The organism is Natronoarchaeum rubrum, assembly GCF_024494695.1.
On sequence record NZ_JANHDP010000003.1, the window covers coordinates 363,313 to 382,772 of the forward strand.

The 19,460-nt window shown below is 67.2% G+C and carries 24 protein-coding genes and 2 tRNA genes; 6 read left to right on the top strand and 20 right to left on the bottom strand.

Annotated features, from left to right (window positions below):
• Positions 1-17: 17 nt before the first annotated feature.
• Positions 18-1,409, bottom strand: a complete 1,392-nt coding sequence (locus NO931_RS09475) for an adenylosuccinate synthase (RefSeq protein ID WP_256392098.1) — start codon at positions 1,407-1,409, stop codon at positions 18-20.
• 231 nt (positions 1,410-1,640) lie between these two features.
• On the opposite strand from NO931_RS09475, the gene NO931_RS09480 reads away from it, so the two are divergent.
• Positions 1,641-1,946, top strand: coding sequence for a hypothetical protein (locus NO931_RS09480; RefSeq protein WP_097007820.1), 306 nt, complete (start codon positions 1,641-1,643; stop codon positions 1,944-1,946).
• A gap of 24 nt (positions 1,947-1,970) precedes the next feature.
• On the opposite strand, the gene NO931_RS09485 is transcribed toward NO931_RS09480, so the two are convergent.
• From NO931_RS09485 to NO931_RS09505, 5 genes are all read right to left on the bottom strand, one after another.
• Complete coding sequence (locus NO931_RS09485) at positions 1,971-4,889, bottom strand: DUF7527 domain-containing protein (RefSeq protein WP_256392099.1); 2,919 nt, start codon at positions 4,887-4,889, stop codon at positions 1,971-1,973.
• A gap of 113 nt (positions 4,890-5,002) precedes the next feature.
• A complete protein-coding gene (locus NO931_RS09490; RefSeq protein ID WP_256392100.1) occupies positions 5,003-5,281 on the bottom strand; it encodes a UPF0058 family protein in 279 nt (92 codons plus the stop codon).
• A gap of 150 nt (positions 5,282-5,431) precedes the next feature.
• The gene (locus NO931_RS09495) at positions 5,432-6,088 is read right to left on the bottom strand and encodes a DUF998 domain-containing protein (protein ID WP_256392101.1); all 657 of its coding nucleotides are present in this window, start codon (positions 6,086-6,088) and stop codon (positions 5,432-5,434) included.
• Between the two features lie 70 nt (positions 6,089-6,158).
• Positions 6,159-7,310, bottom strand: coding sequence for an ABC transporter ATP-binding protein (locus NO931_RS09500; RefSeq protein WP_256392102.1), 1,152 nt, complete (start codon positions 7,308-7,310; stop codon positions 6,159-6,161).
• Positions 7,311-7,492: 182 nt separating this feature from the next.
• Positions 7,493-8,161, bottom strand: coding sequence for a MaoC family dehydratase (locus NO931_RS09505; RefSeq protein ID WP_256392103.1), 669 nt, complete (start codon positions 8,159-8,161; stop codon positions 7,493-7,495).
• Positions 8,162-8,391: 230 nt separating this feature from the next.
• Here NO931_RS09505 and NO931_RS09510 point away from each other — a divergent pair, with 230 nt between their 5' ends.
• From NO931_RS09510 to NO931_RS09530, 5 genes are all read left to right on the top strand, one after another.
• Complete coding sequence (locus NO931_RS09510; RefSeq protein ID WP_256392104.1) at positions 8,392-8,697, top strand: AbrB/MazE/SpoVT family DNA-binding domain-containing protein; 306 nt, start codon at positions 8,392-8,394, stop codon at positions 8,695-8,697.
• On the top strand, positions 8,690-9,163 hold the full coding sequence (locus NO931_RS09515) for a hypothetical protein (RefSeq protein ID WP_256392105.1): 474 nt from the start codon (positions 8,690-8,692) through the stop codon (positions 9,161-9,163). Before NO931_RS09510 ends, NO931_RS09515 begins: the two co-directional genes overlap by 8 nt.
• 43 nt (positions 9,164-9,206) lie before the next feature.
• On the top strand, positions 9,207-9,758 hold the full coding sequence (locus NO931_RS09520; protein WP_256392106.1) for a poly(R)-hydroxyalkanoic acid synthase subunit PhaE: 552 nt from the start codon (positions 9,207-9,209) through the stop codon (positions 9,756-9,758).
• A gap of 22 nt (positions 9,759-9,780) precedes the next feature.
• A complete protein-coding gene (phaC, locus tag NO931_RS09525; protein WP_256392107.1) occupies positions 9,781-11,346 on the top strand; it encodes a class III poly(R)-hydroxyalkanoic acid synthase subunit PhaC in 1,566 nt (521 codons plus the stop codon).
• Between the two features lie 141 nt (positions 11,347-11,487).
• Positions 11,488-12,231: a beta-ketoacyl-ACP reductase gene (locus tag NO931_RS09530; RefSeq protein ID WP_256392313.1), complete on the top strand. Its 744-nt coding sequence runs from the start codon at positions 11,488-11,490 to the stop codon at positions 12,229-12,231.
• On the opposite strand, the gene NO931_RS09535 is transcribed toward NO931_RS09530, so the two are convergent.
• The 14 genes from NO931_RS09535 to NO931_RS09600 form a co-directional block, all read right to left on the bottom strand.
• The gene (locus NO931_RS09535) at positions 12,228-12,596 is read right to left on the bottom strand and encodes a DUF7344 domain-containing protein (protein ID WP_256392108.1); all 369 of its coding nucleotides are present in this window, start codon (positions 12,594-12,596) and stop codon (positions 12,228-12,230) included. The genes NO931_RS09530 and NO931_RS09535 overlap by 4 nt on opposite strands.
• Positions 12,597-12,735: 139 nt before the next feature.
• The gene (gene rpsB / locus NO931_RS09540; RefSeq protein ID WP_256392109.1) at positions 12,736-13,512 is read right to left on the bottom strand and encodes a 30S ribosomal protein S2; all 777 of its coding nucleotides are present in this window, start codon (positions 13,510-13,512) and stop codon (positions 12,736-12,738) included.
• The gene (gene eno / locus NO931_RS09545) at positions 13,509-14,714 is read right to left on the bottom strand and encodes a phosphopyruvate hydratase (protein ID WP_256392110.1); all 1,206 of its coding nucleotides are present in this window, start codon (positions 14,712-14,714) and stop codon (positions 13,509-13,511) included. The genes rpsB and eno overlap by 4 nt, the downstream gene beginning before the upstream one ends.
• Positions 14,711-14,887, bottom strand: coding sequence for a DNA-directed RNA polymerase subunit K (locus NO931_RS09550; RefSeq protein WP_256392111.1), 177 nt, complete (start codon positions 14,885-14,887; stop codon positions 14,711-14,713). Before NO931_RS09550 ends, eno begins: the two co-directional genes overlap by 4 nt.
• Before the next feature lie 2 nt (positions 14,888-14,889).
• The gene (locus NO931_RS09555) at positions 14,890-15,084 is read right to left on the bottom strand and encodes a DNA-directed RNA polymerase subunit N (RefSeq protein ID WP_256392112.1); all 195 of its coding nucleotides are present in this window, start codon (positions 15,082-15,084) and stop codon (positions 14,890-14,892) included.
• A gap of 12 nt (positions 15,085-15,096) precedes the next feature.
• Positions 15,097-15,492 carry a 30S ribosomal protein S9 gene (locus tag NO931_RS09560; protein ID WP_097007833.1) on the bottom strand — a complete coding sequence of 132 codons (396 nt, stop codon included), beginning with the start codon at positions 15,490-15,492 and terminating at the stop codon, positions 15,097-15,099.
• A complete protein-coding gene (locus NO931_RS09565) occupies positions 15,486-15,923 on the bottom strand; it encodes a 50S ribosomal protein L13 (protein WP_256392113.1) in 438 nt (145 codons plus the stop codon). Before NO931_RS09565 ends, NO931_RS09560 begins: the two co-directional genes overlap by 7 nt.
• Positions 15,920-16,270: a 50S ribosomal protein L18e gene (locus NO931_RS09570; RefSeq protein ID WP_256392114.1), complete on the bottom strand. Its 351-nt coding sequence runs from the start codon at positions 16,268-16,270 to the stop codon at positions 15,920-15,922. Before NO931_RS09570 ends, NO931_RS09565 begins: the two co-directional genes overlap by 4 nt.
• A 36-nt stretch (positions 16,271-16,306) precedes the next feature.
• Positions 16,307-16,391 (bottom strand) — tRNA-Leu (locus NO931_RS09575).
• Between the two features lie 185 nt (positions 16,392-16,576).
• Positions 16,577-17,329 (bottom strand): DNA-directed RNA polymerase subunit D, encoded by a 753-nt coding sequence (locus NO931_RS09580; RefSeq protein ID WP_256392115.1) that lies wholly within the window; start codon positions 17,327-17,329, stop codon positions 16,577-16,579.
• A gap of 2 nt (positions 17,330-17,331) precedes the next feature.
• The gene (locus NO931_RS09585) at positions 17,332-17,724 is read right to left on the bottom strand and encodes a 30S ribosomal protein S11 (RefSeq protein WP_256392116.1); all 393 of its coding nucleotides are present in this window, start codon (positions 17,722-17,724) and stop codon (positions 17,332-17,334) included.
• A gap of 1 nt (position 17,725) precedes the next feature.
• Positions 17,726-18,250: a 30S ribosomal protein S4 gene (locus tag NO931_RS09590; RefSeq protein WP_256392117.1), complete on the bottom strand. Its 525-nt coding sequence runs from the start codon at positions 18,248-18,250 to the stop codon at positions 17,726-17,728.
• On the bottom strand, positions 18,250-18,786 hold the full coding sequence (locus NO931_RS09595) for a 30S ribosomal protein S13 (protein ID WP_256392118.1): 537 nt from the start codon (positions 18,784-18,786) through the stop codon (positions 18,250-18,252). Before NO931_RS09595 ends, NO931_RS09590 begins: the two co-directional genes overlap by 1 nt.
• Positions 18,787-18,881: 95 nt before the next feature.
• A tRNA-Ser gene (locus NO931_RS09600) sits at positions 18,882-18,964 on the bottom strand.
• Positions 18,965-19,460: the final 496 nt, after the last annotated feature.

Here is a 19,460-nt window from a genome sequence, read left to right on the forward strand (position 1 = left end):
CAGAACGGGGTCGCGGGTTACTCGAAGGGGTTCTCGCGGACGACGGTGTCCTCGCGGTCGGGCCCGACGCCGATGGCGTACACCGGCGTGTCGAGTTCGTCTTCGAGGAATTCCAGGTACTCGCGAGCCTCGGCGGGCAGCGCCTCGTAGCCGTCGTCGGCGACGGCCGACCAGTCGACGTCCGCCCAGCCCTCGAACGTGCGGTAGTTCGGCTCGCAGCGCTCCCAGCGCTCGGTCGTCGCCGGCACGGTGTCGATCTCCTCGCCGTCGAGATCGTAGGACGTGGCGACCTTCAGCTCGTCGAGCCCGCCGAGCGTGTCGACGTGGTTGACTGCGAGACCGGTGAAGCCGCTGGCGCGCGTCGAGTGGCGCAGCATCGGCAGGTCGAGCCAGCCGACACGACGGGGACGGCCGGTGACGGTGCCGTACTCGCCGCCCTCGTCGCGGATGTACGTCGCGATCTCGTCGGCCTCGGTGTCGCCGGCACCCTCCTCCTGCTCGTCGATGTCACCGAGTTCGGTCGGGAGCGGTCCCGAGCCGACCCGCGAGAGGTAGGCCTTGACGACGCCGACGACCTCGCCCCGCCCGACGGTCGTCGGGCCGAGGCCCGTGCCGACCGCAGCGCCGCCGGCGGTCGGGTTCGAGGACGTGACGTAGGGGTAGTTGCCGTGGTCGATGTCGATGAGCGTCCCCTGGGCGCCCTCGAACATGACCTCGCCGCCGTCGTCGATCGTGTCGGCGAGGAACTCGCCGGCGTTGACGGTCATTCCTTCTTCGGTGAGCCGCTCGCCGAAGTTCTTGTACTGCTCGTAGACGGCGTCGACGTCGAACGCGTCCTCGACGTCCACGCCCTCGATCACGTCGTCGACCTCTTCGAGATCGATCTGATAGACGTCCTCGACGAGCGCCCGCTTCTGGGGGATCACGTACTCCAGGCGGTCGCGCAGGACCTCGGGGTCGAGCAGGTCGCCGATCCGGACGCCGCGGCGGCCCATCTTGTCCTCGTAGGTGGGGCCGATCCCGCGGCCGGTCGTGCCGACTTTCAGATCGGTGTCGCTCTTGACGTCCTCCTCGATGTTGTCGAGCACGCGGTGGAACGGGAGGATCGCGTGGGCGCGGCGCGCGACCCGAACGTCAGGGTCGAGCCCCTGCTCGCGCAGGTCGTCGATTTCGGCGAACAGCGTCTTCGGATTGACGACGCAGCCGTTGCCGAGCACGCCGACCTTCCCGCGCACGGCGCCGCTCGGCACGAGCGAGAGCTTGTACTCGGTGCCGCCCTCGACCACGGTGTGACCCGCGTTGTCGCCGCCCTGGTACCGGGCGATCACGTCGGCGGCTTCGCCGAAAAGATCGACGACGCCGCCCTTCCCCTCGTCGCCGAGTTGCGACCCGACGATGGTAACGGTCATAACAGGGACCGATTCCGAGCGCCCGGATAAACCGATTACGATTTGCCCGGTGAGGGTCCAGCGATCGATGACGCGGGCGACGGTGTAGGGCGCGCGCTGGATCCGTCAGTCGCCGCGTCGCGCCGACCTCGAAAACCGAACGTGTTAACTTCCACCACGTCAAACGTCCAACTCGACGCGAGCGGGGAGAGGGTAACATTTAAACCCCGCAAAGACAAGTTAACAAATGCCATGATAGACAGACTTGAGAAGGAAGTGGACATGCTGGAGCGCCATCTGCAGGTTCTCAAGATGGTCATCGAGAACGAGCCGATCGGGATCGTCAAGATGTCCAACGAGACGGGCTACCCCCACCACAAGGTTCGCTACTCCCTGCGCGTGCTCGAGGAGGAGAACCTCATCGAGCCGTCGAGCCAGGGCGCCATCACGACCGAGCGCACCGCAGAGTTCGTCGACGAACTCGACGAGAAGCTCGACGACATCGTCGGCAAGCTCGACGAGATGAAGATCGACGACGCGGTCGAAGTCGAGAACTAACGTTCGGATCCCCCGCACGCCAACTTAGAGTTCGGGCACGTTGATGTGGAATTCGTCGGCGCGGGCCTCGACGAGGCAGAGATGATATCCCTGTTTTCGCGATAGCTTCACGAAGCTCTCTCTGGAGTCGCGGCTCAGCAGGCTGCCGCTGGTGGCCTCGGCGACGGCCTCCAGCGCCCCCGGCTCGAAGAACGACGAGGTGACGAGGAACGCCGCGGACAGCTCCTCGTTGGCCTGCTTGATCCGGCTCGCCGCCGACTCCAGTTCGACCAGCATCGACTCGGTGGCGGGGTCCCGCGAGTCGTTCAGGTCCGCGACGACCAGCGGGTTCCCCATCCGGTCGCGCAGCACGACGTCGAAGGCGGCCTGTTCGGTGACCTGCTCGCCGTTCTCCTCGTAGACGATGTCGACCTCGCCGCCCAACTCCGCGCGGTCGACGTCGGGCAGTGCGTCGTAGAGATCCTTGAGCCCGCCGGCGTGCCCGGTGTCGCGGATCTCGTACAGCAGCCGCTCGACGGACCAGCGGACGAACTGGTACTCCAGCGTCGATTCGAGGAATTCGCCGTAGGGCTGGCCGTTCACCGCGGCGTCGTCGGCGTCGAACTGCGTGTGACGCTCCAGCCGGACGTTGCCGTTGACCGCGTCGGCGTCCGCGTCGCCCGCGTGGGCCGACTCCAGCGTGGCTTCGCCCTTCGATCGGTACCGGACGAACAGGTTGGTGCCCGCGATCGCCTCGGAGGGGTGAAGCTGCGTCGCGGCGTCGTGGGCGGTCACGCCCGCGTCCTCTAACGCGCTCTCCAGACGCTTCACCTCCGATTCGAGGCGCTCGATCTCGCCCTCCAGCTGTGCGATTTCCTCGCGCAGCGAGTCGTTCTCCTCGTCGAGTTGGTCGCGCTCGCTCGCGACCTCGTCGCGCTCTTCGCGAACGCGCTCGACGACGGCTTCGAGTTCCTCGATCCGCTCCTCGCGCTCCTTCAGGTCGGCCTGGGACGGACCGGCGTTCGGGTCGGCGGACCGCGTGGGAGCGGCCTGCTGACGGTCCGTTCCGGCGGTCTGTCGGTCCGATGTCTGCGAGGACGGTTGTTTGGCATCCTGCCGCGATCGCCGGGCGCCGTCCCGCCCGGACGAACTGCCGGGGGACTGTCGACCGGAGCCGCTCGCGGCATCCCTCTGACCGCTACGGCCGCTGCGATCGTCGGACCGCGACGCCGCCGATCCGGACGCCGCGGCGTTCGGCGACACCGTTCCCGACGCTGCGGACGCCGCGGTGCCGCCGGCGTCGTCCGGTTCCGGGGACGAACTGTGGTCGGGGTCCAGTGAGGGGATGGTCTTGACGTTCTCCCAGTCGATCTCCGCCGCGGCCGCGCCGGCGTCGTCCGGCGTCTCGTCCGACCGAGTGGCGCCGCGATCCGACGCCGAGCTTCCGCGGTCCGTCGGCTCGTCCGCGGACCGCGGTGTCCTCCGGTCGGAGCCGGGCTGCGCGTCTCCGGGGGCAGCCGACGTATCGACCGCACCGGACGCGGCGTCCTCGCGTGTCGCCGGCGCCGACGATCGGTCGGCCGACGCTCCCGTGGCACGGTCAGTCGACGTTCCAGTCTCACGGTCGGACGACGCGCCAGTCTCACGGTCGGACGACGCGCCAGTCGACCGGTCGGACGACGCGCCAGTCGACCGGTCGGACGAACTGCCCGTCGACCGTGATCGGTCCCGTTCGGCGTCCTCGGCAGCGTCCGAAGCGTCGCGCCGCCGGGACGGGGACCCGGCGCTCGCATCGGTCTCTACGGCATCTGCCCGCCCGTCCGCATCGGCGGGGTCCGGACGCGGTTCGGCGTCGCGATCGGTCGGAGACGCTGCACGCTCGTCGGCGCGTGGATCGTCGACGGTGGATCGTTCGGCCGCGGTTCGTTCGTCGACCGGCGGTCGCTCGTCGCTCTGCGTCTCCTCGTCGACCGAGGGCCGGCCCCCGCTCGACGGCTCCGTCTCGACGGTGTCGGCCGACCGCGCCGGTTCGACGTCGTCGACAAGTTCGTCCGGTAGCCCGTCGTCGGGATCGCTCCCGGGTGCGGCGTCGTCGACATCGGCGGACGGAACGCCGCGCTCGTCGTCGAACTCGACGTCCTCGTAGCCAGCGATCCGCTCGTCGGCGTCAGCCGCGGGCGTGTCGGCGTCGGCCGGCCCAGCGTCCGCATCGGTTGGCTCCGTCTCAGCGTCCCAATCGGCCGGGTCGGAGCCGACGGTCGGGTCCGCATCAACGCCGTCTTCCGGGGTCGACGCCGTCGATCCGCCAGCCGAGAGGGCGGTGTCGTCCTCGGTCGGGACCTCGTCCTGGCCGCCGCCGACAGCACTCGATCCGCCCGCCCCGACTCCGCCGGACGCCGATTCGTCCGCCGCGCCGCCGTCGTCCGGTTCGGGAATCTCGATCACGTCGACGTCGACGTCGATCACCTCGTAGATGCCGACCTCGTCGTCGGCGCGCTCGAACGCCTCGTCGCCGCCGAGCAGTTCTTCCTTGTTGCCGACGAAGGCGGCGCTCATCGATCGTCCCCCGTAGTAGACGACGTAGTAGTCCCCGGAAAGCACGTTCTCGCTCAGTTCGAGATAGCCGGTAAAGGAGCCGGAGGTCAGCGTGTCGTCGACCTCCGAGACCGAGGTGTCCTCGGTGTAGTACTTGCCCTGGGTCTCGCCGCCGGTCTCCCACATCGAGAACAGCAGCGGCAGCGCCGGGTCCGGGGCGACGTGCGTCGTTCCCGAGGCGCTCTCGAAGTCCTCGATGCTACCCTCGTGGACGCCGACGACGCGGCCGTTCAGCATGAACAGCCACGCGCCCGCGGCCTCGACCGCGCCGGTGAAGTCGGAGTCCGCGAGGTCCCGAAGGCCCCCGTAACCGCCCGAAAAGGACCGGGACTCCCACCGCTCGACGCGCTCCTGCGTGCGCGTATTCATATACGGCTACAAGCCACAAGCGCACCAAATACTTTCCGGCGTGGGCGTCGACTCGGCGGGGACGGCGAGGGGCGCGAACGGAGTCGAGAGAGAAAAGCGAGCGAACGGGGCGCTTATATCTTCGACTCGGCGTCGTCGGCGAGCTCCTGCATCCGCTTGCCGATCCGGCCGGCGCTGGAGAACTCGTCGTCGCTCATCGCGTTCGCGAGCGCGTTGCCGAGCACGAACACGGCGTGCTTGTGCTCGCTCTTGGATTTGTGAACGTGCGAGGGGTCGACGTCGAGGTTGTAGTAGGGTTCGAACAGCTCGGGGTCGACGTGGTCGCGCTCCGCGAAGTTCTCCATGATGATGACCATTTGCTCGTGGAGTTCCAGAAGCTCGTCCTTGTGCATGAGCGAACGTAAGGGCGTCCCCGAGTTAAGAATTACTACGTTTGCGGTAACATCGTCCCAGTTTCGTTGCCGTCGGCACCGGCACGGAGCGGCATCGATATCGACGTTTAGCTCCACGATAGCCGGACGAGCGACGAACGCGCCGAGGCGTCACAGTCGATCGGCGGTCCCGCCGACCGAACGGGTCGGCCGCCACCAGCCGAGTTCTTCGAGCGCGGTCGCGACGACCCAGCCGCCGAAGATCGCCGCGCCGACCGTCTCGGGGATCGCCAGCCCGGGGATCGGTCCCGAGCTGAGGGCCGCCGCCCAGACGAGCCAGAACAGCAGATGGCCGATTCCGAGCCAGATCGTCGCGAGCCCGCGCCGCACCGCGCCCGCCAGCACCGATCCGGTGCCGTAGGTCCAGAGCGCGACGGTCGCCGCGAGGTAGTGGGTGATCGCCACGACGCCGTGGGGCGGTCGCGGGAGGTGAAACACGCCGACGAGTCCGAGCGCGACGATCGCCACGACGAAGGCGACGACGCCGACCTGATGAGGCAAATTCTCCGCGCGCGACCACAGCCTCGCGGTGAACGGAACCCCGAGGAGCCCGGTGAGTATCAGGCCGCCGTTGAACACCAAGAACTGCGGATTCGATCCGACGAACGACCACGTCACCGACCGGCCGTCGGGAAGCGCGCCAGTGTCGGAGAGCGCGCTCGTCGTCCAGGCGAACGACGGGTCGAGGAGCGTCGCGCCGAGAATGCCGAGGGCTGCGACGAGCGGCGCGATCAATCCGGCCGCTGCCGTCGCGTCGCGCAGGTTCATACAACGTAGAACCGGTTGACCGTTCAAATAAGTTCGGACGCGCTGCAGAATGGGGGCTCGGCGGGCTCGCTCACCGGCTCGCGGCGTCGGCGGGGAACCACGCGAGTTCGTGGTCGGCGGTGAGCGTAACCGACACGCGGGCGTCGAGATCGAGCGTCTCGCTGTGGTTGTGCATGCACTCGATCGTGTCGCCGGTATCGAGTTCGACGCGGTAGAGGACGCTGGGGCCGAGGTAGCGGCGATACGTGATCCGGCCGTCGGCGTCGTCCTCGTCGGCGGACACCGCGAGCAGGTCGTCGGGGCGCACGAGAACGTCGATCTCGGCGTCGTCGTACTCGGGCGCGAATCCGTAGATCCGGTCGCGGTCGATCGTCGCGATCGGCGTCTCGACGTCGTCGCCGTCGACCGATCCCGAGAGGAAGCTGGCGTGACCCAGAAAGCCGGCGACGAACCGCGAGGTCGGGCGCTGGAACACCGCTTCCGGACGGCCGACCTGCTCGATCCGGCCGTCGTGCATCACGGCGACGCGGTCGCTGATCGACAGCGCCTCCTCCTGGTCGTGGGTGACGGAGACGGCGGTGACGCCCGTCTCCTTGAGAATTCGGCGAACTTCCTCGCGCATCTCGACGCGCAAGTCGACGTCGAGGTTCGAGAACGGCTCGTCGAGCAGCAGGATCTCCGGCTCCGGGGCCAGCGAGCGCGCCAGCGCGATGCGCTGTTGCTGGCCGCCCGAGAGCTCGTTCGGGTAGGCGTCGCCCTGATCGGCGAGTCCCACCAGTTCGAGCAGTTCCTCGACGCGGGCGTCCTTCGCCTCGGCGTCGTAGTCGTCCAGCCCGAACTCGACGTTCTCCGCGGCGGTGAGATGCGGGAACAGCGCGAACCCCTGGAACACGACGCCGACGTCGCGGTCCTCGGGCGCGACGAACGCCTCCTCGCCCGAGACTTCGCGGCCGCCCAGCGCGATCCGGCCGGCGTCGGGTCGCTCCAGTCCGGCGACGAGCCGCAGCGTCGTCGTCTTCCCGCAGCCCGAAGGACCGAGCAGCGTCAGCAACTCGCCCTGTCGGACCGACAGCGACAGCTCGTCGACGGCCAGCTCCGTGCCGAACGACTTCGAGACGCTCTCGATCGAAAGAGCGATGTCGCCTTGCGCCTTCCGTTCTCGTTCGTCCGCGTCCCGTTTCTCCGCGGTCGTCCGCGACCTGTGTGTGCCCTGAGTTGCCATCGTTACCTCCGACGAACGAGCCCCCAGCCTCTCTGTCGCACCGTCGACGCCCGAACGGCGCCGATCGGTCGGCCACAGAGGCGTTGCTCCCGTAAGTATGGGTTTAGGTTTTCCTAAAACATTTCGGTCGACCGCCGAGCCGGATCGTGCGCAGCGTCTTCCAGTACAGACGGATCGCCGGCTTACTCGGGCAGGTCGTCGATCAGCACGACGGCCTCGCCGTCGATCACGGCGGTTTCGGACTCGACGTTCTCGATCGTCGTCGCGAGTCGGAACTGGCCGTCGCCCAGATCCTCGACGACCTCGACGATCGCACTGACTCGGTCGCCGATCTCGACGGGGCCGCGGAACTCCAGGTCTTGCGAGAGGTAGATCGTGAGACCGGGCAGGCGCGCGAGCGCGGCGCTGATCAGCCCGGAGACGAGCGTCCCGTGGGCGATGCGGCCGCCGAAGCGCGAGTCGTCGGCGAACTCGTCGTCGAGATGCAGGCGGTTGGTGTCGCCGCTGACCACCGCGAAGCGCTCGACGTCCTCGGCGGTGATCGACTTGGTGAAGGTGACGCTGTCGCCGACCGCGATCTCCGCGGCGTCCTCGACGGAGCGCTCGAACGTCCACTCGGCGTCCTCGAACGCGAGCGAGGGGAGTTCGCTCGGCTCGACGTCGGCGTCCGGCTCGTCGGCATCGCGTACGGCGCCGTTCGACGCGGCTCCGTTCGCTTCGGCGCCGTTCTCGTAGGCGCCGAGGGCGGCGCGGTTCACGGCCGTCGCGCTCTCGATCGCCGTCTGGGTCATCTGCATCCACGCGTCGGTCATCGCCGACAGCGGATTGGCTGGCGTCGTGTTGTCGGACATAGACGCCCGAAGCAACTACGGGGTTATCAGTCCTCTGGCCGCGGCAGCGAGCGGCCGCCGGTGGTCCCGAGCTGGATCTGACGCCGACGTGGCATCGGCGACGAGATCCTCGTCGCGCCGAACGGCCGAAGACCGGCACCCACGAGCCCTGAACCAGCCGATACCATCTGACACCATTGAGAACCATTTGAGGGCAAGCCTTATTGTCGCCGCCCGAGTAGAGAGTAGTGATGACGGACGATTCCAGCGGGATGCAGTGGCCGCCGGCGCTGTTCGCAGAGCAGATGCAGGAGGCTGGCGAGCAGGCCGTCGAGAGTCAGCAGGAGCTGATGAAGCAGTTCCTCTCCGCCAACGCCGGCGCGGGAGGGAACCTCTCGCAGTTCCCCGCGATGACGATGGGGACCGCGACGTTCAAGACCCGCGTGCAGAGCGGCGGGCGGATCAGCATCCCCGACGCGGAACGCGAGGCCCTCGACATCGACGAGGGCGACATCGTCCAGACCATCGTCATCCCCCTAGGTGATACCAATGAGTAACGCAAACCCCATCCAGACCGCATTCGACTTCCAGCGCACCGCCCTCGAACAGACCCGCACCGCGACCCACGAGGCCGTCGAGGCCCAGAAGACCGCGATGAACGCGATGGTCGACGGCGTCGAGACCGCCGAGTCGATGAGCGAGCAGAACGCCCGGCTGACCAAGGAGGCCCTCCACGCCTACTTCGACGCCGTCGAGCAGATGACCCCCGAGGACGCCGAGATGGACTTCGATCAGGCCCGCGAACTCGTCGACGAGCAGTTCGACGCCTACGACGAGGCCCAGGCCGAGTCCTGGTCGGCCGTCCACGAGGCGCTCGCCGAGAGCGCCGACGGCTTCGAGCAGTTTGCCGACGAGTACGTCGACGCCGTCGACGAGTCCTTCGACACCTTCCTCGACGCCCACGAAGAGGTCGAGGAAAGCGCAGTCGACGCCGCCGAGGAGATCGACGTCTCCGCGGCCTGAATCGGCGAATCACTTTTCCGACAGCAGCCGCAATTTTTGGACAATGAACGACTCATCCACCACAGACGCCGTACAGCACGATTGGACTTCCTTCATGGAGGAGATGAACGAGCAGTTCGTCGACGCCCTCGAACAGAACGTCGAGGCCCAGGCCGAGTTCGTCGAATCCTGGTCGGACACCCTCGAATCGTCGGCCGACGACGAGCGCCTCGGCGAGGGCGTCCAGGGGTACGCCAAGGCCTATCAGGTCTGGATGGACGCCGCCCAGGAGATGGTCGAGCGCACCGCCGACGCCGCCGAGGGCGAGCAGGTCGACGTCGAGGAGTTCCGCGACGTCTGGCTCAACAGCGCCAACCAGGCGTTCAAGGAGGTCATGTCCACGAGCGCGTTCGCGGCCGCGACGGGCGAGACCGTCCAGGACGCCATGGAGGTCCGGCAGATGGCCGACGACAGCGCCGAGGCGACGCTCCGCCAGCTCCGGATCCCGACCCAGAGCGACGTCGAGGAGATCGGCGACCGACTGGTCGAGCTCGAACGCCGCCAGCACGAGGTCGAACGGAAGCTCGACCGCGTGTTAGAGCACCTCGAAGAGTGAGATCCCACGGAGACACCCACACATGATGAACCCATTCACCGCGACGCTCGACCTCCAGCGTCAAACCTGGGAGTCGGCCGCGGAGGTCGTCAAGAAGTCCGGCGCCGCGCCCGACGCCAACGAGACCATCTCGGAGGTCGACGTCGGCGAGACGCCTCACGAGGTCGTCTACGAGGAGAACAAGCTCCAGCTGTACCACTACGAGTCCCAGACCGAGGAGCAACACGACGTTCCGATCCTGATCGTCTACGCGCTGATCAATCGGCCGTACATCCTCGACCTGCAGCCCGACCGCTCGGTCGTGCGCACGCTCCTGGAGAACGGCTTCGACGTCTACCTGATCGACTGGGACGAGCCCTCCCAGCTCGACCGGTCGCTCCAGCTCCACGACTACGTCGACCGCTACGTCGACAACTGCGTCGACGTCGTCCGCGATCGCTCCGGTCAGGACAGCATCAACCTGCTTGGCTACTGCATGGGCGGGACGATGAGCGTAATGTACACCGCGCTCCATCCCGAGAAGGTCCGCAATCTCGGGCTGATGGCCGCCGGGCTCTGTTTCGCCGGCAGCGGCGGGCTACTGGAGATGTGGGGCGACGAAGAGTACTTCGACCCCGAGGCCGTCACCGACACGTTCGGCAACGTGCCCGCGGACTTCCTCGACGTCGGCTTCGCGCTGATGGACCCCGTCGAGAACTACCTCACTAAGTACGTCCGGTTCTACGACAACGTAGAGGACGAGGACTTCGTCGAGAACTTCGCCCGGATGGAGGAGTGGCTCGGCGACGGCATCGACGTCGCCGGCGAGACGTTCGAGGAGTTCATCGAGGACATCTACCAGGAGAACAAGCTGTACAACAACGAGCTCCACCTCGACGGCAAGCACGTCGACCTCGAGGAGATCGACATGCCGGTTCTCAACATCGTCGCCGAGTACGACCACCTGATCCCGCCGGAGGCCTCCAAGCCGTTCAACGAGGTCGTCCCGAGCGACGACACCGAGATCAAGGAGTTCCGCACCGGCCACATCGGGATGAGCGTCTCCTCGCGCTCGCACGCCGAGCTGTGGCCCGACGTCTGCGAGTGGTTCGAGGAGCGCTCGCAGGTCGAGGATGATCTCCCCGGCGAGGATCGCTCCGACGAGGAGATCGAGGAGCGCGGCGAGGCCGAGGTCGGGGACGAGCCCGCCGAGCCCGGCGAGATGAACGTCGACGAGGAGATCGTCGAGGACGCCAAAGAGCAGAGCTCTTCGAGCCCTCGCTCGCAAGCTCGCGAGGACGTCACCGAGGGCGAAGCTGCGGCCGACGAGGACGACGCCGACGCCGCGCTCGCTGAGGACGTCGCCGGTGACGAGACCGGCACGGACGACGAGCCCAGCAGCAACGGCGGCGAACTCGCCGGTACGGACCTCCAGGAGCTCGACGGCGTCGGCCCGACCTACGCTGACGAGATCAGCGAGGCCGGCATCGACACCGTCGAGCAGCTGGCCGACGCAGATGTCGTCGCAGTGGCCGAGGAAACGGACGTCCCCGTCGGTCGCCTGGAGGACTGGATCGATCAGGCGCAGGCGTACCGCGACGAGAACTGATCTTCGCGGCCCCGATTCCGACCCGTCGGTTTTTCGCCGCCCGATCCGTGGCATCGATCCTGCGAGGCGCCCACCTTTATCACAACGACTAGCGAAGCGCTAGATAATACGGGCGGGGCGTGACCCCGGCCATCTCAGGTGATTCCCATGGACCAGCGAACCTGTCTCGTGACTGGCGCATCGCGCGGGATCGGACGCGGCATCGCCGAGCACCTCGCCTCGGAGGGGGCGAACGTGGTCGTGAACTTCCGGGCCTCCGAACAGGAGGCGGCCGACGCCGTCGAGGAGATTCGCTCGAACGGCGGCTCGGCGATCGCCGCGCAGGCCGACGTGACCGGCCGCCGCGAGGTCGAGGCGATGCGGGATCTGATCCACGACGAGTTCGGCGAGATCGACGTGCTCGTCAACAACGCCGGGATCACGCAGGACACCCGCTTCGAGGAGATGACACGCGAGGAGTGGGACCAGGTGATGGACGTCAACCTCGGCGGGGTGTTCAACGTCACCCAGACGTTCTTCGAGGACATCAAATCGGCCGACGAGGGGCGGCTGATCAACATCTCCAGCATCGTCGGCAAGCAGGGCAACTTCGGGCAGGCCAACTACGCGACCGCAAAGAGCGGGCTGTTCGGATTCACCCGGACGATCTCGCTCGAACTCGCGCGCTCGGGGTCGACGGCCAACTGCCTCGCGCCCGGGTTCACCCAGACCGACATGCTCGACGAGGTCGACGACGAAATTCAGGAGACGATCCGCTCGGAGATCCCGCTCGGACGGTTCGCGCAGATCGACGACATCGCCGCCGCCGTGCGCTTTCTGGCGAGCGAGGAGTCGTCGTACATCACCGGCGAGGTTATCGACGTCAACGGCGGGATGGACCTCTAGTCTACGCGGTACTCCCGTAGTTCCTCGCCGCCCGATCGCAGCGTCGGCAGCAACGGCTCGACGTCGCCGACCAGTTCCACCGCGCCGCTCGCCCCCGGATCGTAGGCGACGAGGCCGGCGCTGCGGAGCCGCGGGACGTGATTGTGGTGGAGCTCGACCAGTACGGCGTCCCGTTCGCCGTCTTCGATCTCGGCGACCGGCTCGTCCCGACATCGCGCCGCGACGAGCGTCGCCAACTCCTCGAGGTCGACGGCGCCGGGCCGGGAGTGGAGGACGCACAGCGTCTGTCGCCGGTAGGCGTGCCCGAGGATCTCGTAGATCCGGTCCGGCGAGAGATCGGGATGATCCTCCGTCACCGGATTCATAGGTCCCCTCCGCGGCGCTCTCCGTCGGCGAGCCGCTCTCTAGAGAACATGTTGCTACGCAAGTGAGCGAGCCGTAAAACGCTGTTTGCGACGTAATCGCAGAATAGTTACCGCGCCGATCGAAAGCGATGCCGGCCCGTCAGATGCCGCTCTCGAAGTCGTCGAGAGCGTAGGCGGGTTCGGCGCCGCGGCGGTCGAGCGTCTCGTTGGCCAGCAGCCAGTAGACGACCGACAGCGCCTTGCGGCCCTTGTTGTTCGTGGGGACCACGAGGTCGACGTTGCTGGTCGAGTTGTTCGAGTCGCACATCGCGATCACGGGGATGCCGACCGTGATCGCCTCCTTGACGGCCTGGGAGTCGCCGATCGGGTCGGTGACGACGAGCACGTCCGGCTCGATGTAGCCGTCGTACTTCGGGTTCGTCAGGGTGCCCGGGATGAACCGGCCGGTCCGGGCTCGCGCGCCGACAGCTTCCGCGAACTTCTCGGCGGGGAAGCGGCCGTACTGGCGCGAGGACGTGACGAGGATCTGCTCGGGCTCGTAGTTCGCCAGGAAGTCCGCGGCCGTGCGGATTCGCTGGTCGGTCGTCCCGACGTCCAGGACGTAGAGACCGTCGGTGCGGACGCGGTGGATGAACCGCTCCATGTCGTCGGTCTTCTGCTGGGTACCGATGTGGACACCGGCGCCCAGATAGTCCTCGACGGGAATGAGGAGGTCGGCCTCCTCGTCGGACATGACGTCCTCGTCGAGCTGCGGTTCGGCCTCGGCCTCCTCGGCGTCGGCGGTCGGTTCCTCGTCGCCCTCTACGGGCTCGGCCTCGTCGGGCTCGGCGGCCGGACCGGCGCCGGGTTCCGGCTCCTGGTCGACCTCCTCTTGCGCCGCGTCGAGGCCCTCCTGTTCTGCGTCGTTGTCTGTCATGCTGCGTCGTCCGCGATGCGGATGAGTTCGTTGAGTTTTGCGGTGCGCTCGCCGCCGACGGCGCCGGTCTTGATGAACTCGGCGTCGGTCGCGACGGCAAGGTGTGCGATGGTCGTGTCCTCGGTCTCGCCCGAGCGGTGGGAGACGATCGTCCCGTACTCGTTCCGGGCGGCGAGCTCGATCGCGTCGAACGCGTCGCTGAGCGTGCCGATCTGGTTGGGCTTGATCAGGATGCTGTTGGCGGCGTCCTGCTCGATGCCCCGTTCCAGGCGCTCGACGTTGGTGACGAACAGGTCGTCGCCGCAGATCAGCGTCTGGTCGCCGACCCGGTCGGTGAGCTCGGTAAAGGCGTCGAAGTCGTTCTCGTCGAGGGGATCCTCGACGTACGCGAGGTTGTACTCCTCGACGAGCTCGGCGATGTAGTCGATCTGTTCGTCGGTGTCGCGGACCTGATCGCCGTAGACGTAGCCGCCTTCCTCTTCGTCGTACATCTCCGCAGCGGCGACGTCGAGGCCGAACGTGATCTCGAAGCCGAGTTCGTCGGCGACGGCGTCGGTGGCCTCCTCGACGATCTCGAACGCCTCGGCGTCGTCGATCGACGGCGCCCAGGCGCCCTCGTCGCCCTTGCCCGAGGGCTGGTCCCGGTCAAGCAGGATGTCGTGGATCTCCTGGTGGACCTGTGCGTTCGCGAACACGGCGTCGGCGACGCTCGGTGCGCCGACCGGCGCCGAGAGGAACTCCTGGATGTCCGTGGCGTCGGCGGCGTGCTCGCCGCCGCCGATCACGTTGCCCAGCGGGATCGGGAAGTTGTCGCCGCGGAACGCGCCGCCCAGATGCTGGAACAGCGGCGCGCCCAGCACGTCGGCGCCGGCCTTCGCGGCAGCCATGCTGATGGCGACGGCGCTGTTGGCGCCGATCTCCGAGAAGTCCTCGGTGCCGTCGGCGGCCCGCAGCGCGCCGTCGACCGAGCGCTGGTCGCCGGCGTACACCTCGTCGACGAGGCGCGGAACGGCGTGCTCGCGGGCGGCGGCGATGGCCTCGTTGGCCGGCAGTTCGATCGCCTCGAACTCGCCGGTGCTGGCGCCGCTCGGCGCGGCACCGCGGCCGAAGCCGCCGCTCTCGGTCAGTACGTCAGCCTCGACCGTGGGGTTGCCCCGCGAGTCGAGAACGCGCCGGAGTCGGATGTCGGTGATCAGTGTCATTGTCTGTTGACCGTGAATGGGAGCGCCCCCGCGTCGTACTCCTCGGCGGCGACCAGAATCGGCTCGGTCTGGTCCGTGTCGATCAGCACCGGTGCCCCGTAGGAGACCTGGAGCGCGCGAGCGCCCAGGATCCGCGCTTTCTCGTACCGCGTGAACTGTTGTGGCTGGGACATGGTTACTGGTAGGGGGCCACGATGTCGACGAGGTCCTTGTGCGAGACGAGCATGCGGCGACAGCAGTGTCGATCGACGCCGAGCTCGTCCAGGACCGCCTCGGGATCCTCGTCGCCCTCGCGGGCTCGCGCCTTGAACTCTTCCCAGTGTTCACCTACGACGTTGCCGCACGTGAAACACCGGACTGGTACCATCATACTTGGATCACCTTAGCGGTAGGACTTCTGGTAGCGAGCCCGAGCGCCGGGACCGCCCCACTTCTTGGGTTCGGACTGCCGGACGTCGTTGACCAGCAGCGACCGATCGAACTCCATGTAGGCGTCCCGAAGCTCGGCGTCGCCCGTGTGCTGGACGAGGCCGCGAGCGATCGCGGTGCGGACCGCGTCGGCCTGCCCGGAGATGCCGCCGCCCTGCACGCTGACCTCGATGTCGACGCCGTCGCGTACGTCGTCCGCGATGCGGAACGGCTCGAGCATCTTCAGTCGGGCGAGCTCGGGCTCGACCAGTTCGACCGGTCGGGAGTCGATACGCACGCGACCGTCACCGTCCCGCACCGTTGCGCGGGCGATGGCGGTCTTCTTCTTGCCGCTCGTGTTGGTTACCATGTGACGTTAGCACCCAGATTCTCGCTGACCTCCCCGAGGTGGAGGAACTTGATGTTCGACAGTCGGTCCAGCGACGTGCCTTCGAGCACTTCGCCGTCCTCGTCGTAGGGGTTGCCCACGTAGACGCGGATGTTCTCCAGAGCCTCCCGGCCCGCGGTGGTCTTGTAGGGGACCATCCCGCGGATCGAGCGCTTGAAGATCCGGTCGGGGCGCTTGGGGTAGTAGGGTCCTCGGTCGGAGCCCATCTCGGCGCGCGTCTCGAAGGTGTCGAGCACGTCGTCCTCACTGCCCGTGATGACGGCGTCCTCGGCGTTGACGACGGCGATCCGCTCGCCGTCGATCGCGCGCTGTGCCACTTCGCTGGCGACGCGACCGAGGATGCAGTCGCGCGCATCCACGACCACGTCGGCCTCGAACTCTGCGTAGCTCATCGGATCACCCGCACGTTCGACGCGTCGGGGTTCTGTTCGATCGCCTGTTCTAGTGCCTTGGTCTCGCCGACCTGTTCGATCTTCGTCTCGGCGGTGCCCGAAAAGTCGACCGCCGCAACGGTGACCGACTTCTGTAGGGCGCCGCTCCCGAGCACCTTGCCCGGGACGACGACGAGTTCATCTTCCTGCGCGTACCGCTCGATCCGCCCCAGGTTTACTTCCGCGTGCGTGCGGCGGGGTTTCTCGAGCCGGTCCGCGACGTCGCTCCAGACATCGGTTTCCCGGGATCGGGACACCGACTTCAGCTCGGCGATGAGACTGTTCAGTCTCGGATTCGTCTTGCTCATAACTTTCCTCCTGTTAGGGCCGCGTGAGAAGTGTGATGCAGGGAGCAGGATTTGAACCTGCGGACTCCTACGAGACAGCGCCCTGAACGCTGCGCCGTTGGCCAAACTTGGCTATCCCTGCTCGCACTTCCGGTTACTCGATGCCCCGTAAAACCACTTTCGATCTGGACCGGTTCGACCTCGCATCGAACGGCGTCGAATCGGCTGCCGGCGCCGGCAGTTGCCGACACGGGCGTCGTCGTCCGGTCGGCGCTCTCGCTGCCGGACCGGGCTGACGTCAGGGTGTGGTTCGTAGGGGCGATCATATCAAAGCTGTACTGCCGTTTCGAGTTCGCTCGCTCGCTCTTCGATGGTGTCGGCCGCCTGTGTGACGAGTTCGTCGACCGTGAACGAGCCGTCGGTCTCGACGTGGAACACGAACGCGTTCTCGACGTCGGTGACCTCGATCTCCTTGCCCTCGAACTGGTCGAGGTTAGTGAGATCGTTGCCGAAGTCCTCGGCGGGGAGCAGCTCTCCCTCGTGCTCGATCACGCCACGGACGATGTGGGGCTCGGGGTCCTCGAACTCGCCGCGGTCGCCGACGACCTCGACGCGCTGGAGGTTGCGGTAGCCGACCGCGACCCCGCCCTGGTGTTTGGCGTGGTCCTTGCCGGACTTGGCGACGGCATCGGCTTCGGCCTCCAGTCTCTGATCGTCCTTCAGGTCGATGATCGGGACGTTCTCGTCGGCGGGCTGGACCAGGTCGTCGCTGCTGACCAGATCGCCCGAGTACGCCGTCGCGGGCCCCTCGACGTCGATCGAGAGGGTGACGGTGTCGCCGACCTCGAACTCGCCGGGCGGGGTGGTCAGCGGGACCAGCCCCATCCGAAGGCCGAGCTGCTCGTCGAACATCACCGACGAGTTCTCGACGACGCGGACGTTCTCGATCGCCAGCGTCGGCACGTCGGCGATCATCGCCCGGCGGACGCCGTTCGCGAACGCGGGGGTGACCCCGCGGACGAGGAACCGTGCGTTTCGGTCCTCGCGTTCGACGAACTCGACGTCGTAGTCCACTGCCATCGTTAGTATCCGCTCTTGCCTTTGGGCGCGCGAGAGCCGTCGTGGGGGATCGGCGTCACGTCCTCGATGCGACCGATCTCGAGGCCGGCGCGAGCCAGCGCGCGAATCGTCGCCTGCGCGCCGGGGCCGGGGCTCTTCTGGAGGTTCCCGCCCGGTCCGCGAACGCGGACGTGGACGCCCTCGATGCCGGCCGCCAGCACTTCCTCGGCGACGGTCTCGGCCATCTGCATCGCCGCGTACGGCGATGCCTCGTCACGGTTCTGCTTGACCACTGCGCCGCCGGACGACTTGGCGATCGTCTCGGCGCCGGTCTGGTCGGTGACCGTGATGAGCGTGTTGTTGAACGATGCGTGCACGTGGGCTACGCCCCACTTGTCTCCCTCGTTTTCTGCCATGTTATTGCTCCTCCGCTCGTTCGGGGTGGAGTTCGTCCGCCAGCGGACTGGTCTCGTCGAACTCGACGGTCTCCTCCTCGTCGACCTCGACCTTGTAGGAGGGGACCGACACGCGTCGGTCGCCGACGACGACGTGCCCGTGGACGATGAACTGGCGCGCCTGCTGTGGCGTGTTCGCCAGTCCGCGTCGGTAGGCGATCGTCTGGAGGCGACGCTCGAGCACGTCGTTGATCTCCAGCGACAGGATATCGTCGAGCCCGTCAGTGTCGTCCAGGATGCCGTAGCGCTTGAGCCGCGCGAGGAACTCCTCGCCCTCGCGACCGGCGGCGTCGGCGTCGCCCTGGGTGCGGCCGAGCAGTTCGCGGGCCTCCCGACGGAAGCTGCGAAGCTCGGACTGGGCGCGCCAGAGCTCTTCCTTGTTTCGGAGGCCGTAGCGGCCGACCAGGTCGTGTTCGGACGAAATGCGCTCGCCCTGGAACGGATGGTTCGGCGTCTCGTAGGCCTTCGTCTTGCTACCGAGCGGCATTATTCTTCACCTCCCTCGTCGTCGTCGCCGCCCGCGGCGGCCTCTTCGGCCTGCTCTTCGCGGATCTCCTCGACGTTGACGCCGATGGTGCCCTCCGTACGACCGGTGGACTTGGTCCGCTGACCGCGCACCTTCTGGCCGCGCTTGTGGCGCGTGCCCTTGTAGGAGTCGATCATCTTCATCCGGTTGATGTCGTGACGACGCTTCATCTGCAGGTCGTTGCCGACCTTGTGCGTCGTCTCGCCGGAGAAGAAGTCGTTCTGGCGGTTGGTGAGCCATTCGGGAACCTCGTCCGCGTACTCCTCGACTTTCTCGACGACCGCATCGATCTCGTCGTCGTCGAGTCGGCCGAACGTCGCGGTTCGGTCGATGCCCGCCTTCTCAGCGATAATTCTGGCCGTTCGCCGGCCGATGCCGTTCATCTCGATGAGCGACCGCTCGACGGATTTCGTCCCATCGAGGTCGGTCTGCCCGATGCGGACGAAGTACCGAAGGTCCTCGTCGTCTTCGGGTTCGTCTGGTTGTTCTGCACTCATGTGTGGGTTGGATCTGCACTCGCGCCTTGCGGCACGTGCGTTGGGGTCCGCCGGTGACGATTCGTGCTCGTACACGTTTCGGCCGACGGTCTTCACGTCGTGGCGGGGATTCGAACCCCGGAGGCTTTACGCCACATGGTTAGCAACCATGCGCCTTGGGCCGCTTGGCTACCACGACTCGCTTGTACTGTCGCCCTTCCGGACTCGGGACCCGAACGCCCCTACATCTGATTGCAGCCGTACCTTCCCCGGTGGCCTACTTAAACGCAACGAATCGCACCGCCCTCTTTCGCGTGATTTCCGGCGCTAGCATGTTTGGGATTGGTTGGCTTGGATTGGTCTACAGATGTGAACTGCGCGAACGTCTTCGGCCCGCTCTCTGGGACCGTGACCGCAACAGCTACTGACGAAAACACTACGAAAGCCCTCGGCTCGGTCGCGGCCGTTCCGGCGGATACCCTCGCTACGCTCGGGTAGGGCCGCCGGAACGACTCCCCGACGGCGCGACCGAGCCTCGCCCTTTCATTCCGCCAGGACCGCATTGCGCGGGTCGCCCGGGGGCGACCACGCGCGGCCCGGCCCTCCCCCGTCGGCGCGCCATCAAGGCGCGCCGGGCCGCGCGGTTGCGGTGGCGCGTGCTGTCGAGCCTCCATGGCGAGACAGCAGCGCGCGAG